The 14,649-nt window shown below is 60.5% G+C and carries 15 protein-coding genes; 9 read left to right on the top strand and 6 right to left on the bottom strand.

The genetic code is table 11. The features are described from left to right. The first annotated feature begins 113 nt into the window (after positions 1–113). Positions 114–1,007: a metal-dependent hydrolase gene (locus MLC70_RS13480; RefSeq protein ID WP_248184606.1), complete on the top strand. Its 894-nt coding sequence runs from the start codon at positions 114–116 to the stop codon at positions 1,005–1,007. Here the strand turns inward: MLC70_RS13480 and MLC70_RS13475 are convergent. After that, positions 952–2,061, bottom strand: coding sequence for a GGDEF domain-containing protein (locus MLC70_RS13475; protein WP_248184604.1), 1,110 nt, complete (start codon positions 2,059–2,061; stop codon positions 952–954). The two genes, MLC70_RS13480 and MLC70_RS13475, sit on opposite strands and share 56 nt — an antisense overlap. 108 nt (positions 2,062–2,169) lie before the next feature. After that, positions 2,170–2,985, bottom strand: a complete 816-nt coding sequence (locus tag MLC70_RS13470) for an SDR family NAD(P)-dependent oxidoreductase (protein ID WP_248184603.1) — start codon at positions 2,983–2,985, stop codon at positions 2,170–2,172. 177 nt (positions 2,986–3,162) lie between these two features. Between MLC70_RS13470 and MLC70_RS13465 the strand changes: the two genes are divergently transcribed. Next, positions 3,163–3,618 carry a nodulation efficiency, NfeD-like protein gene (locus MLC70_RS13465; protein WP_248184600.1) on the top strand — a complete coding sequence of 152 codons (456 nt, stop codon included), beginning with the start codon at positions 3,163–3,165 and terminating at the stop codon, positions 3,616–3,618. Positions 3,619–3,623: 5 nt separating this feature from the next. Beyond that, positions 3,624–4,655, top strand: coding sequence for an SPFH domain-containing protein (locus tag MLC70_RS13460; RefSeq protein ID WP_248184599.1), 1,032 nt, complete (start codon positions 3,624–3,626; stop codon positions 4,653–4,655). A 20-nt stretch (positions 4,656–4,675) separates the two neighbouring features. Here the strand turns inward: MLC70_RS13460 and yfbR are convergent, their stop codons facing one another. After that, positions 4,676–5,290: a 5'-deoxynucleotidase gene (gene yfbR / locus MLC70_RS13455; protein WP_248184597.1), complete on the bottom strand. Its 615-nt coding sequence runs from the start codon at positions 5,288–5,290 to the stop codon at positions 4,676–4,678. Positions 5,291–5,376: 86 nt separating this feature from the next. Here yfbR and MLC70_RS13450 point away from each other — a divergent pair, with 86 nt between their 5' ends. Then, entirely contained in the window at positions 5,377–6,213 is an 837-nt protein-coding gene (locus MLC70_RS13450; RefSeq protein ID WP_248184596.1) for an amino acid ABC transporter substrate-binding protein, read from the top strand. Positions 6,214–6,217: 4 nt separating this feature from the next. Here MLC70_RS13450 and MLC70_RS13445 read toward each other — a convergent pair whose 3' ends face one another. Continuing rightward, positions 6,218–9,025 (bottom strand): DUF748 domain-containing protein, encoded by a 2,808-nt coding sequence (locus MLC70_RS13445; RefSeq protein WP_248184594.1) that lies wholly within the window; start codon positions 9,023–9,025, stop codon positions 6,218–6,220. 190 nt (positions 9,026–9,215) lie between these two features. On the opposite strand from MLC70_RS13445, the gene pdxH reads away from it, so the two are divergent. The 5 genes from pdxH to MLC70_RS13420 are packed head-to-tail and all read left to right on the top strand — an operon-like array spanning position 9,216 to position 11,997. Further along, positions 9,216–9,851 (top strand): pyridoxamine 5'-phosphate oxidase, encoded by a 636-nt coding sequence (gene pdxH, locus MLC70_RS13440; protein WP_248184591.1) that lies wholly within the window; start codon positions 9,216–9,218, stop codon positions 9,849–9,851. Beyond that, positions 9,820–10,605 carry a 4'-phosphopantetheinyl transferase family protein gene (locus tag MLC70_RS13435; RefSeq protein WP_248184589.1) on the top strand — a complete coding sequence of 262 codons (786 nt, stop codon included), beginning with the start codon at positions 9,820–9,822 and terminating at the stop codon, positions 10,603–10,605. The genes pdxH and MLC70_RS13435 overlap by 32 nt, the downstream gene beginning before the upstream one ends. Further along, positions 10,605–11,186: a DNA-3-methyladenine glycosylase I gene (locus tag MLC70_RS13430; protein WP_248184586.1), complete on the top strand. Its 582-nt coding sequence runs from the start codon at positions 10,605–10,607 to the stop codon at positions 11,184–11,186. Before MLC70_RS13435 ends, MLC70_RS13430 begins: the two co-directional genes overlap by 1 nt. Positions 11,187–11,245: 59 nt before the next feature. Further along, positions 11,246–11,551, top strand: a complete 306-nt coding sequence (locus MLC70_RS13425; RefSeq protein WP_248184582.1) for a DUF6482 family protein — start codon at positions 11,246–11,248, stop codon at positions 11,549–11,551. Continuing rightward, positions 11,548–11,997, top strand: coding sequence for a DUF3429 domain-containing protein (locus MLC70_RS13420; protein WP_248184580.1), 450 nt, complete (start codon positions 11,548–11,550; stop codon positions 11,995–11,997). Before MLC70_RS13425 ends, MLC70_RS13420 begins: the two co-directional genes overlap by 4 nt. Positions 11,998–12,007: 10 nt before the next feature. Here the strand turns inward: MLC70_RS13420 and MLC70_RS13415 are convergent, their stop codons facing one another. Together MLC70_RS13415 and MLC70_RS13410 are read right to left on the bottom strand one after the other, a co-directional pair. Next, positions 12,008–13,012, bottom strand: coding sequence for a sigma-70 family RNA polymerase sigma factor (locus MLC70_RS13415; protein WP_248184578.1), 1,005 nt, complete (start codon positions 13,010–13,012; stop codon positions 12,008–12,010). 175 nt (positions 13,013–13,187) lie between these two features. After that, complete coding sequence (locus MLC70_RS13410) at positions 13,188–14,630, bottom strand: aspartate kinase (RefSeq protein WP_248184575.1); 1,443 nt, start codon at positions 14,628–14,630, stop codon at positions 13,188–13,190. Between the last annotated feature and the right edge of the window lie 19 nt (positions 14,631–14,649).

Here is a 14,649-nt window from a genome sequence, read left to right as displayed (position 1 = left end):
CTGTCCCAACCTGAACGATGGCCGTCCCGTTCGCGCCTTCTCTTAAAGCGTTGACTTACCCACACTGGACTCATGACATCAGCCAAAGCGTTCAATCGCAGAGGAGTGTAACCATGCTGAGAACAAAAACTGCAGAATCCAAGGCCCCGGTGTCCAATACGCCGGAGAACGTCTCCATCAAGCCTCAGCGCATGGGTTTTGAATTCGGTGAACAGGTGCCGCAGTACTGGCTCAATAACAGCCATCTGCTGAGCCACACCATGAATGCGCTGTCGGTACTGTTTCCCCAGGGCGAACAGTTTTTCGTGGATTCGGTGCGCTACTACCGCGACCAGATCTCCGATCCCAAGCTGAAAGCGGAAGTGCGCGGGTTCATTGGTCAGGAGGCCATGCACTCGCTGGAGCATGACACCATGAACCAGCACATCCGGGATCGCGGCATGCCGGTGGAGGAACTGGAAAAACAACTGGAAGTGCTTCTTGGCGTCACCAAAAAACTGCCGAAGCGCCACCAGCTGGCCATTACCTGCGGCCTGGAGCACCTGACCGCGATGATGGCAGACATGCTGCTGGAGCGCAGCGACGTGCGTGAAGACATGCACGAGAGCATGCGTCCGCTGTGGATGTGGCACGCCATCGAGGAAACCGAGCACAAAGCGGTGACCTACGATGTGTTTCAGGAAGTGGGCGGCACCTACGCCGAGCGCGCGTTCTATCTGGCCTTCAGTACCGCCGCTCTGGGCGTGGTTGCCAGCTATTTCACCACCCGGATGGTGCTGAATGATCGCAGCAACTTTTCACTGAAAGACGCCGCCAAGAGTGTCTGGCGCATGTGGGGTAAAGACGGCACCTTCTCCAGCCTGATCCCCACCTGGCTGGAATACTTCAAGCCGGGCTTCCACCCCTGGGATCACGATAACAGCGAACTGATTGCCCGCTTCAAGGAAGAGATCAGCGCACACATTGCGCCACAGTATCAGAAGGGAAACCGCCGGACCCTGCAGTAAGCGGTCGGGCCACGCGATTCCGGCCGGCGCTTTTACCGCTGTAAAGGCACCGGTCGGCAACGCGGAACAGGGTTTCGGCCTGCCGGCCATGCTCGGGCCAATGGGCGATGCCGAAAGACGCCGTCACACGAACCCGCGCATCCCCGTAAACCAGCTCCCGATCCGCAATGCGCTGCCGCAGTTCCTCCATCAGTTCGTAGGCGCCGGCTGACTTGACGTCCCGCAGGATCAGGCCGAATTCCTCCCCCCCAAGACGTGCCACGAAATCAGTGCCACGCAACCGCTCCCCCAGGCTCAACGCAATGTCTTTGAGCACCAGGTCGCCGGCATCGTGCCCCAGGGTGTCGTTGACCACTTTGAAGTGATCGATGTCCATAATCACCAGCGCAAAGCCGCTGCCGCTGCGCTCACACTCGGCGATGGTGCGGGTCAGGGTACTCTGAAAGCTGCTGCGATTGGCCAGCCCGGTCAGGAAATCACTCTGTGCCATATCCACCAGCCGTTGTTCGGCTTCCTCGCGCCGGATTTCGTACAGATGGATGAACACCAGCATCAGCGCACCGCAAAGGGTCATGTTGAGCAGGTCGATCATCAGGTAGGCGCTGTCGACCTGGCCCAGATGCAGGTAATAGACCACCCCGCCGGCCAGCACGAAGGGCACGCTGAGCAGGAAGCCGTCACGCTTTCCCAGCAGCAGATATGCAAGCACCGGCATCATCAGCACCCAGGCGAACGCCGATACGGAGGCGTCGGGAAACAGCATGATGGCCAGAAAAAACGAGAACAGCGCCGTCAGATAGCCATAAATCCACCCCTGCAGGTGCGCGCTATCACGCAAGCGAGCAAAGCCGAAAAACAGCAGGGCACTGGCCAACAGTTCGGTGCCGGCCACCCACCAGAAACCGTTCACGGCCTGCAGGCCCGAAAACACCAGCAGGGACGACCCGGTGATCAGGAACAGCAGCCGCATCAGTGAGCGGCGGTGATTATCGCGGAGACCCGAACGGCTTTGCTCCAGAGCCATTCCCAAGTCGGAATGATGTGTCGTAGTCATGCTGTCTCCTTCCCTGGAACAACAGCAAGTATAGAAGCTTAAATCTGTATGTAAAATATACAGCAGGTTTCACCTCATCGGGAAACCCACTGATGCCGGCGGCCTGGCTCAGACGTAAAGATTCTTGCGGGAGAAACGCTCAACCAGCGGCTGATAGGCTGAGCCCAGCAGTCGGTTGATAGCGTCAATGCCCCAGGCATCCGGGCCTACCAGGATGCGTGACTCGTCTTTCAGGATACCTTTGATAATGATCTCTGCGGCCTTGTCCGGCGTGGTCCTGGCCAGCTTGTCGAAGCCCTTGCGCTGGGCATCGGCGTTTTCAGACTTGCCCATGCGTGCGGCATTGGCGATGTTGGTGCGGATGCCGCCGGGATGGACGCAGCTGACCGCCACCGGCTGGTTTTCCAGCTTCATTTCCTGGCGCAGGGCTTCGGTAAAGCCGCGTACTGCGAACTTGGCCGCGTTGTAGGCGCTTTGCTTGGGCACGCTGATCAGGCCAAACACACTGGAAATGTTCACCACGTGACCGTCACCGGACGCAATCAGGTGCGGCAGGAACGCCCGGGTGCCGTGGGCGACGCCCCAGAAATCGATGTCCATGACCCATTTGAAGTCGTCATCGCTCATCTCGCTGACTGAGGCTGACAGGGCCACACCGGCGTTATTGATCACCAGATTGACCTGACCGAAGTCCTTTGCGACCTGCTCGGCGTGGGCGTAGATGGCATCGCGATCCGATACATCCAGTTTGTAGGTTTTGACATCGGCACCGCCCAGTTCACTGACGGTTTCCGCCAGGCCGGTCTCATTGACGTCAGACAATGCCAGCCGGCAGCCGCGGGCTGCCAGGGATTTTGCCAGCGAACGGCCAATACCAGAGCCCGCGCCGGTTACCACCGCAACCTTGTTGTTCAGATCTTTCATGGCCATTGCCTCTTATCGGTTTTGTTTGGGGAGCTGTCTATACTCGACACTCTAGCACCTGACGGTTTTCTGGCCATGGCATCAGAGGTTCGTCACAGCGGGCACTCAGGCCAACCCGAACCGGCGTGCTACAATCGGTCCTTCAATTTCAACCTTTCTCTGACGGACACTGCTTGTATGGAATGGAGTCTCACGCATTTCTGGCTGATCCTGGCTCTGGCTCTGAGCCTCGCGGAGCTGACCTCCGGCGTGCTGGTACTGCTGGCACTGGGCGTGGCTGCCGCGCTGACGGCCCTGCTGGCGTTTCTCGGCATTCCGTTTGAATGGCAACTGGTCGCCATGGGTGTGTTCTCGGGCATCCTGGTGCCGGTGGCCATTCGCTGGATCCGCCCGCGCTTCTCACCCAAAGGGGTAGCCTACGGCACCACCGGCACCGGCGTGGAACAGGGCCGCCGTTATCAATGCGAACGGCGTGACTTCGACGGCGCCGTAGGCATCAAGATCAACGGCGACTTCTACCGTATTCGCACCAGTGACGGGTTCAGCGCCGAGCTGGCCGCCGGCACGGACGTCATTTTCGAAACCTTCGACGGCACCACCGCCGTCGTTCACAGCGTCAAACCCACGGAGTAACACGTATGGAAGCATTTCTCTCGCCGGGCCTGGTTATCAGTCTCGTTCTGCTGGCTATCGGCATCGCAATCATCGCCAAGGGCCTCGTTATCGTGCGCCAGTCCGAAGTGATGGTAATCGAGCGGCTGGGGTCCTTTAACCGGATTCTGGAAAGCGGCGTCAACATCATCATTCCGTTCATCGAGCGCCCGCGCGCCATCACCATGACCCGCTATGTGCGCATCGGCGACGAATACCATCCCAGCAGCAGCTTTGAAACCCGCATCGACCGCCGCGAGACGGTGATGGACTTTCCCGGTCAGCCGGTGGTGACCACCGACAACGTCACGGTGAACATCAACGGGGCCCTGTATTACCAGATCATCGACCCGCGCCGCGCCGTCTACGAGGTGGCCAACATGAGCCAGGCGGTGGAGGTACTGGCGAAAACCACCCTGCGTTCGGTCGTGGGCAAGATGGAGCTGGACAAGCTGTTCGAATCCCGCAGCGAAGTGAACAACGCGATCCAGGCGGAAATGGAAGAGGCTGCCTCTAAATGGGGGGTCAAACTGACCCGCGTGGAAGTGCAGGACATCAGCATGCCGGAAGAAGTGGAAGAGGCCATGCGCCTGCAGATGGCCGCCGAGCGTAAGCGCCGGGCCACGGTCACCGAAGCCGAGGGCGAGAAGTCCGCCGCCATCGCCATGGCCCAGGGCCAGCGCGAATCCGCGATCCTCAATGCCCAGGGCGACAAAGAATCGGCCATTCTGCGCGCCCAGGGTGAGCAGGAATCCATCCGCCTGGTGCTGAGTGCCATCGGCGAAACCGAACAAAACAAGCAGACCGTTGTCGGCTACCTGCTCGGCCAGAGCTACATCAAGGTTCTGCCGAACATGGCCAAGGATGGCGAGCGGGTGTTCGTGCCCTACGAGTCCTCCGCGCTGCTCGGCTCCATGGGCATGTTCCGGGAACTGGCCGGCAGCCCGGAGGACATTGTCCGCCAGTCGGCGCAACGTGACGGTCTGCGCGGCGGCATGGTGGCATCCGGCGGCGCCTGATCGCTGGTGATCAGACCGGCTCAGCCCAGAAGATTGTCCAGAGGTTGCCGGTAACCGGGGGCAAACACTTCCATGAAGTAGGCAACCTCCGCCAGGCCATCCTGTTCCAGCCGCCGCGCAATCTGCTCGGCGGCCGGTTCGAACTCGGTGTTACCGGCCCGCATCTCGGCTTCGCATTTCAGCAGCGCCGACAACCGGTCCGCCGCCTTGATCAGTTCCTTCTCTTCCGCCGACAGCTGCGACTCCCGCACGTAGGGTGCGAAATCCTCCCGCAGGTCCGCCGGCAATAACGCCAGCAACTCCGCCTCGGCCTTGTGCTCGATATCCCCGAACGCCTCTCGCATCACCCGTGAGTGATACTTCACCGGCGTTGGCAAATCGCCAGTGATCACCTCCGTGGCGTCGTGGTACAACGCCGCTGCAGCAATACGGTCGGCATTGACGGTGCCGCCGAAGTGACGATTGCGGATCAACGCCAGGGCGTGGGCGAGGGTTGCCACCTCCCAGGAATGGGTGGCCACGTTCTCTTCGATGGCGTTGCGCATCAGCCCCCAGCGCTTGATCCAGCGCAACCGGGAAACGTAAGCAAAAAAATGGCTCAGAGTGGGCTGCACAGTAAACGCTCCGTTTTGCATAAGTTTATAATTTGACCCTTTCTGACAGGAATCTCCGGGTGTTAATCTGAACGAACGCTCAGAACTTGGCCACCCGGGACTCTTCCTTGCCGCGAAACAACCGATTCCAGCCTGCCTTGCTCGCCCTACTGTTCTGCGCGGTGGGCTTTACTGTGCCCGTTGCCCGCGCCGAGCTGGAAATCAAGGTGGGAGTCTACAACTTCCCGCCCATTGCCGGTATCGGCTCTGAAAGCGAAGTGGAAGGGCTGCTGGCGGACACCCTGCAGCACCTTGACACTGCCCACCCGGATGTCCGTTTCAAAGTTGTGCACACGTCGCCCATGCGCCGCTATCTGGACTTCACAGCCGGCCTGTACGACGTCATCTTCTTTGAGAGCCCGGCCTGGGGCTGGCACGACTACCCGCATGAAGCCACTATCCCGATTCTGACCGACGAAGAGCTGTATCTGGCGTTGAGAAAACCGGGACGGGACACCGGGTTCTTCGACAACCTCCAGGAACGCAGCATCGTGGCCATGTCGGGCTATCATTATGGCTTTGCGGATTTCGAGATCGACAACGAAAAACTGGAACAGCGCTTCGACATCGAGTTCTCCGACAGCCACCGCCGCAACATCAACCTGATCAAGGCCGACCGGCCCTCCGTTGCCGAGGTGGCGATTGTCAGTCGCTCCTACCTCCAGCAACATCTGGCGCAGCACCCCGAAGACCGGGAACGATTGCTGATTTCCGAGCGACCGGATCAGGTATACCGTCTGGCCATTATTACCCGCGCCGGCGGCCCGGTGAATGCCGCCGATATGATCCGGCTACTTGAACCTCTGGTGCGCAGTGGCCGTTACCGCATACTGGTGGAGAAGTGGGGCCTGCAGCTACCACCGGGGTTTTTCACGGGTTTCCCGTTCCAGCAGAACCTGCCGTGAGAGGCTAACGGGCGTCCAAAGCAAACTGCACCGCCACCAGGCCCTGTTCGTCTGCTCTGGCGTCACGCTGCGGGTCCAGCAAAAACAGCTGGTCCGCCGCCACATCGTACGCTTCAAGCATCTCTTTTTTCAGCCAGGCGCCCCGTGCCGACGCCAGATTTCCGAGGGCTTCCGGCGGTAGTGAGCGCTCCCCGACAAAAAACGCCTCCCGCGCCTCAGCCCAGTCGGTTTCAGACAGGGCTCCGCCCTGCTGCCGGGTCAGCCGCTGGCGTAACAACGCCAGGCCATCAGCTTGCGGTGCCACACCACCACGAATGTTGAGCAACAGCGCCGGTCGCTCGGTCAGAGCGTCCGCCAGGGCATCCAGTTTGACCCGGTCGCCCTCGGCCAGCTCGGCAGTGCCTGCCACAAACCGCACTTCGCTGAGCTGATCACCGGACAGTCCCGCCAGCTGGGCAACCGAGCCCAACACACTGAAAGGAGAGGCAGCGGCCTTGCTGAGAAGGTTCACAAAAGCCCGCATGACGACATTACCAACGCTGAAATCCGGGTCCTGAAGATCACCGCTGATCGGCAGATCAATTTCGATCATCCCCTTGCGATCCCGCAATAATGCCAGGCCCAGTTTGACTGGCGCACCAGTGGCCTGATCACTGACTACCGGCTGGCCCAGTTCCAGTCGATCCATGATGATCAGGTTACTGGCCTCAATCCGGCTGCCAGAAATCTCGTAGTTCACATCGAGATCCAGCTTGCCACTGTTGACCCCGTAACCAAGGTAACGCCCGAAATACGGTGACAAATTCGGCAGCGACGCGCCTTTCATTCCCACAGTCAACGTGCTGATGTCGTCCGTGCCCAGGGTCCCGAGGGAGCCATCAAAGGTCAGTTCGGAGCTGCCGTTCACCAATCCGCGGACGACAATGTCCCCCTGCTGGGGGGACACATTGGCAATACCGCTAACACTGCCATTGAGCGCCTGCAGAGTGGTGGAGAAGGCCGGCTCGAGGGACCGGTCGGTGTAGGAAACCTCTCCGCGCTCCAGCAGCAATTGATCTATTCGGAAGATGAAGTCCGGCTCGCCACCGGCGTCGTCGCCGGATGTTTCGCTGTCGTCGTTATCCGATGCCCGGATGATGCGCTCGAGGTTGTGCAGACCGTCGCTCTCCCGCACCACGTTGACCGAGGGCTCGGTGAGCGTAACAGTGCCGATTTCCAGGCGCGCGGGGTAGACGTTGTACTCGATGGGTGCCAGTCGCAGGCTCTGCCACGACACCAGTTCATCCGACGCCTCCGGCAGCCGCATGTTGAGCCCGGTCAACTCACCGGTGCCGCTGAAGGTGCCGGTGAGGGGATCTTTCTGACCGTCGAGATCCAGATTGCCGTCCAGCCCCAGCAGGCCGCTGGCAATCTCGATGTTCGCGGCTTGGCGGACATAGGGCTGGAAGGCAGCAATCGCCACGCCTGTGCCGGAAATCGCCGCCTCAAGAGTGAAAGGTGACGGAGTGACCTGCCCATCCAGCGACAACCGCCCGCCACTGGCCAGAGTGCCCTGTACCCGGTAACTCACCGGCTCCGCCAGCTCATGGCTGAGGGTGCCGGTGGACAACGACAGCTGCTCGAGGGCGATCTCGGCGGCAGATTCCGGCTGCCGGTCCTGCCACAGCACCCGGCTGCGGGTCAACGAGATACCGGCCAGGGACCAGCGGAGCGGGGCTTCGGATTCGGCCGCCGCCTCTCCGTCACCAGTGTCGCTGTTGCCGTCGGCGGATGCCAACGGGGCAAGCCAGTCGATCTGACCGTTCTCATCCCGCGCCAGGGCCAGATCGAGATTTTCCAGGGACACCTGACCCACGTTGATTTCCCGACCCGTGAGGTCAAAGCGGATGGCATCCACCGCCAGTTTGCCGGCACTCAGCCGCGCTTGCTCACTGTCCTCGTCCAGGGCAATAGCCAGATCTTCGAGGGCAAACTCGCCATTGGTGGTTTCCAGGTAGAAGGTGTCGCCGGCCTGGACGACGTAGTCAGAGCTCACGGTGACACTGCCGCCGCGCAGATCATACGGCAGGTAAGGGGCCAGGAAATGCGCCAGCGTATCGTAGCCCACGGATGACAGCCGCAGAGATCCCCGGGAGTAGAACGGGGCCACACTGAGATCACCCTCCCACTCAATGGTCTGGCTACCCAACGCCGCCATCAGGGAATAGTCGCTGCCCTGATCCTCACGGGGCCAGGTGGCAAAATCGTTGAGTGTCAGGTCCAGGGGTTCAATGCGGAACTCCGCCATTTCCTGCTGACTGAAATCGCGGAACAGCATCTCACCACCATTGACCACGATCTGCCCGAAATACAGCGGCAGTGGCTCGCTGGCTTCGTCGTCCCCGGCCGGTGGCTCGGTGACCTCGCCGGGATTGGCGCTCTGCCAGTCTCTGGCAAAGTTGACGCCGTAGTCCTCCAGTAAGTCAACGCGGATGAACGGCTCGTCCAGCTGAATCTCCTCGAACCCGACAATGCCGCGCACCAGCTGGAAGAAATTCAGATCCAGCCGCAGCCGTTCAAACGCCACCACCGGCTCACCGCCGCTGTCCACCGCTTCCAGTCCCGTGGCCTCGACACTCAACGCAAACGGGTTGGCACGGATGTCGGCCACCGCCGCCTGCCACCCCATGCGCTGATCCAGCTGCTCCGGCAGCGACTTTTCCAGCCACCAGGGAAGAAGCAGAAAGCCTGCCAGGGTGTACAGCACAAAAAGAACCAGGACCCCGATCAACAGATTTCTGGGGGTGCGACTGCGTTGACGGCTCTGAGCCACGGACTTCTCCTCATAGACGGCGGAATTCCCGGGCAATCTTACCCGCGTGCCTGTTTACAAGGATAGTCGGCCCGACACCCGTTTGTCAGCAGCGGCAGTCCGTTCACCGTGATCGCGACAGCCGGCGCTGAACCCGATATCCTCATGATTCGTATTTTTGGTGCTACCAACACGCGACAGAGGAAACACTATGGACATCGGCGATATGCGTCGTGATTTCGAGAGCGAAGGCCTGGATCGCGATGCCCTGGATGACAACCCGATCCGGCAGTTTCAGAGCTGGTTCGAGCATGCTCGTGAGGCCGGTATTCTGGAACCCAACGCCCTGTCGCTGGCCACCGCCGGGCACGATGCCATGCCTGACCTACGCACGGTTCTGCTGAAGTATTTCGACGAGCAGGGCTTCGTGTTCTACACCAATTATGGCAGCCGCAAGGCCGCGGAACTGGCGCAGAATCCGCAGGCGGCGCTGCTGTTTCCCTGGATTGCCCTGAACCGGCAGGTACGGATTCAGGGCGCCGTGGAACGAGTCAGCAAAGCCGAATCCCTACGTTATTTCGCGTCACGGCCCCGGGGCAGTCAAATTGGCGCCTGGGTCTCGGAGCAGAGCAAGGTGATCACCTCCCGCGGGCTGCTCGAGCAAAAAGTGGCGGAAATCAAAGAGAAATTCGGCAACGGAGACGTACCCCTACCAAGTTTCTGGGGTGGCTACCGGGTGGTGCCCCAGCGCATCGAATTCTGGCAGGGCCGTCCCAGCCGTCTCCACGACCGCTTCGAATACGTAAGGGAAGGCGATGGCTGGCACATCCAGCGACTGCAGCCCTGACAACCGCCCGGACGGTGCGCCATCGATCTGGCTGTGCCGTGAACCGGAAGCACCGGATCTGCCCAGCCCGGCCTGGCTTACCGACTATGAGCGGGCAACCGTGGCAAAGTTCTCCGGCCCGAGGCGGCGGGAGTACCTGAGCAGCCGTTGGCTGCTACGACAGGCCATCGCCAGCAGTGCCCATTGCCCGCCCGCGGGCTGCGCGCCGGTGGCCGGACGGCCGACAGCGTCGGCAACTCCCGCCGGCTGGCATCTGTCTCTCAGCCACAGTCAGCGGCTGTCCGCCTGCGCAGTGAGTGGCCGCGCCGGTATCGGACTGGATATCGAACCCCTCAACCGTCATCCCCAGTGGCAGAAAGTGGTGCGGCGCTGGTTTACCCCAGCCGAACAACGCTGGCTGCTCGCCAACGACAGCCATGCGGACTTCCTGCGGGTCTGGACCCTGAAAGAAGCGTGGCTGAAAGCCACCGGCCGGGGCATTGCCGGCAACCTGCAGACTCTGGAAGTGGGCTCCGATTTTCACCTGTCCGGGGATCGCGATGAGCCCGGTTGGCAGGCGGCCAGTGGCACTGTGGCGGGCTTCCTGGTCACTCTGGTCTACTGCGATGAGCGATTTTCCCGGCCTGGCGGGCGGCTGCTGGCAGAGGTGCCAACAAACCTTGACCTGACTGCTCTGTGGCCACAGGCTGAGCCCCTGATCATGAACTGGCATCAGCCGGTGACGCCACGCATCCGCCCTTGCGAGGAATCCTGATGGACGACAACAGACGCTGCCCCTGGTGCGGCACGGATCCCCTCTACGTTCACTACCACGATACCGTGTGGGGGCGCCCGGAGTACGACGAACTCGCGCTGTTTGAAAAGCTTTGCCTGGATGGACAGCAGGCTGGTCTGAGCTGGATCACCATACTGCGCAAACAGGACAGCTACCGGCAGGCCTACGACGATTTTGATCCACAACGGATCGCCCGCTATGACGACCAGAAGATCGAGGAACTGCTCGCCAACCCCGGCATCATCCGAAATCGCCTCAAGGTGCACTCGATCATTCGCAACGCCCGCAGTTTTCTCCAGATGAAGGAGCAGGGCGCGGATTTCAGCGAATTCCTCTGGTCCTTTGTAGGTGGCAAACCGCTCCAGAACCGCTGGCAGAGCTTTTCCGACGTTCCGGTAACCACAGCCGAGGCGGAGGCCATGTCACGGGCGCTCAAGAACGCCGGCTTCAATTTTGTCGGCCCAACCATTGTGTACGCCTTCATGCAGGCCACCGGCATGGTGAACGATCACCTGGTGGACTGCCCCCAGCATGAAGTCTGCCGGGAACTGGGTAATTGATCCTATTACCACTGGCGGTCGTAAATTCCCCGGTACCATTTCACCTCTGGAGCACCACGGTGAGAATAACCTTCGATCAACTCAACAACAGCAGTCATCACACTATTGATCTGCTGGAGATAATTTCTATCGAGGGCCAACAGTACATGGCCCGCCTCAGGATCGGGGACCAGCTGCTTATCCTCTCTGACAAGAACGGTAAAACGCGGCTGTTTCGCAGCAGCTGGCAGATTCAGGACGCCCTGGGTGCCTTCAGCATAGCCAGAACCGATGTGGTTCACCCGTCGGCCTACCATGAAATGGTGGGTATGGAGCCCGCTGGCATCGAGCCTATGAGAATCCGGGTACAGGGGCGAGGATCGTGATCGCTGTTGCACGACTGGCGATTCTGGTTGGCGTTCTCGGACTGATCCCGTTTCTGGCGAGTATCCTCAGTCTGTTCCTCATGCCGGCCTACAGCGTGACGGTGATCGGTTGGTTCTACCTCTACAGTGCCGGCATTCTTGCCTTTATGGCCGGTGTTTACTGGCCCATCGCCATGCAGCTGGAAAACCGCTGCTACCCGTTATCGCCGCTGGTTACCATGGTGCTTAGCCAGGTGTTTTTCGTAGCTGCGGGGGTGGGGCTGTTGCTGGCCGTGCGCTGGCAAATCGGCATCTACACCGTCGCCTATCTTGCGCTGTATATTGTCGACGCTCGCTGGATGAAGGGTTACTGGCCAGCCTGGTATCTAAGGCTCAGGCTGGCACTGACGTCCGTGGTGTTGGCATGTCAGGTGATTGCGGGCGCCTGGTTTATCATGGCGCACTGAATCACCCCGTTCACATTCCTTCCATACGCTTCATTTCGTCCACACCGAGGGTGGCCTGCAATTTGCGAATGGCTCCCTTCTCGATCTGACGCACCCGCTCCCGGCTGATACCCAGGTCATCGGAGATGATCTGCAGCGTCTCCGGTTCCGGCAGGCCCAGACCGAATCGCCGTGACAGTACAGCCTTCTCGCGATCCGACAACTTGCCGAGAATATCCGACAGGTATTTCTTGCGATCACGCTGCACCATCGAGTGATCCGGAGCCATCTGCTCATCGCCACTCAGACTGTCACCGAGGGTAATTCCAGCGCTTTCCGAAACCGGCGCATCCACAGACACCTCACGGTTCGCCAACGCTCTGAGCTCACCGATACGGGACGGTGAGGCCTCCATTTCCCGGGCCAGCTCGCTTTGCAGGGGCGCGCGGCCGAGGCTCTGATGCAGGCGCATGGACACCTTGCGCAACTGACGGATCTCATCCACGACGTTTTCCGGCGTGTGAACCAGCCGTGAGCCCCGCTGCAGGCAGCGTTTTACCTCTTCGCTGATCCACCAGTAGGCGTAGGTGGAAAAGCGGAAGCCTTTGGTAGGATCAAAGCGTTCCACCGCCTTGATCAGACCCACGTTGGCGTCCTGAATCAGATCCGCCATGGGAATGCCGTGATGGCCATACCGACGCGCAATGTGCACTGCCAGCCGCAGGTTGCTTTCCACCAGTTTGCTGCGGCAGGCACGGGCCAGATGGTAGGCACGCCGACACCGGGTGGTGAACGCACACGCATCGCCCAGGCTGCCAACGATTTCGCGGTAGGTTTGCGGAGTCTCCTCCGGCAACGCCAGTTCCCGGGCGATGACCTGATAGCAGCGGGTGAGCTGGCGAACCAGTCGACGCTCGCCTTTGTCGCCCAGCAGTTCGTAACGGGACGCATCCCTGAAGTACAGCCCAACCAGGGAATCCGTTTCACCGGTCGAGCTCATGGTCGGAGACGGTCCCAGCCTCTCGGATTTACTCATGGCTTTGGTACCGATTATGAATGTACTAGAGATACGATCAGGGTCAGGGCGTGGATTCCCCACCGGGGTGCGCCGGGTGGGCGATAGGGACAACTACGGAGGGGGCGGTGGCAGGACAACGACGGATGCCCCGACCAACCTGACGGTTGGGTGCGGGGCCATCCGCGGTCGCGGGTCAGGCCGCGACGATGGCGTATTCGTGATTGTGGGGTTCAATAAGCACACCGTGCAGCGCCACGATGGCTTTCTCGTAATCGTCTTCGTCCACCACAAACTGAATATCCACCTGGCGCATGCACTGGTGCAACGCCAGAATGCTGATTTCCCCGTCGGCCAGCGATTTAACGGAACGGGCGAGGATGCCCGGCACTTTCATATCACTGCCGATGGCCGACACCACCGCTACCTTGCGGGTGTTGATTTCGGCGTTGGGGAACTCTTCTTTCAGCGCCTTGACCACCCGCTTGACGTGCTTCAGGGTGCTGCCCACGTAGTGGGTGATGGTGTTGGCGTTGGTGTCCTTGGACATGAACCGCACCTTGAAGCGGCTCAGCACGTCCAGGATGCGGCGATCGGAACCGGGTTCGCCCTGCATGTCCTGATCGAACACTTCCACCGCAAACACGCCCTTGGCGCCAGCAATGATTTCCACCTGGGCCTTCTCACTGACGTAATCGCCGGTGATCAGGGTACCGGTATGCTCCGGCTCGAAGGTGTTCATCACCCGCAGCGGAATCTCGTTCTGGCGCAGACCCTTACCAGCACGGGGGTGAATCGCCTCCATGCCGAGGTTGGCCAGCTGATCGGCCACGTCGTAATTGGTACGCCCCAGAGGCACCACCTTCTCGGCCCCGACAATGTTGGGGTCGGCGGAACTGAGGTGGTATTCCTTATGGATGATCGCTTCACGAGCTTCGGTGATCACCGCCACCCGGCTAAAGGTCATCTCACTGTAGCCCCGGTCAAAGGTCCGCATCAGACCTTCCCTGCACTGGGCGTAGCCGGTAACAATCGGCAGCTCACGGGACAGGTCAACTGCATCAAATGTCTGCTTCAGCTTCTCATCCAGCGGCAGCAGCTCGTTGTCGCGCCAGCCGGTGAGATCCACGAAACGGGCATTGATGCCCTCTTGCTGGAGCTTCAGTGCAGTGTTGAAGGCGCTATGAGCCTCGCCGATGCCGGCCAGCATTTCCCGCACCGTCAGCAGATGCTCCTCCAGCTGGAACTGGCCGTAGGAACAGAGGCGCTGCAGATCAATCAGGCAGCCCCGCACCCCCTCGATGCGATCGGTGATGAACTGGTCCGCCTGCTGTTTCAGCATCGGATCCTCGAACAGCTCGCCGTTCAGATCGGTGAGGAACTTCACCAGTTTGGTGAGATCATCGCCCCAGGCCCAGTCGGACTCGGCGTCGGCAAACAGGGCGTAAACGCCGGGCTCGCCGGTTTTCTTGTGTTCCAGCAACTCGTTGGTTACGCCCGCGTAGGCAGACACCACGAAAATGCGCTGGTACAGGTCGTCTTTGCTGCGGGCACCGATGATGATGTTGTCACGGACCGCCTCGTAATTGCTCATCGAGGTGCCGCCAATCTTCTCTACGGTATGTAAGTGCGTCGTCATAGTATTGTCTTCGCTGTCC

It is taken from the genome of Marinobacter goseongensis (genome assembly GCF_023156235.1).
In the GTDB taxonomy this organism is placed as follows: Bacteria; Pseudomonadota; Gammaproteobacteria; order Pseudomonadales; family Oleiphilaceae; genus Marinobacter; species Marinobacter goseongensis.
This window is presented reverse-complemented; position numbering and strand designations above follow the sequence as displayed.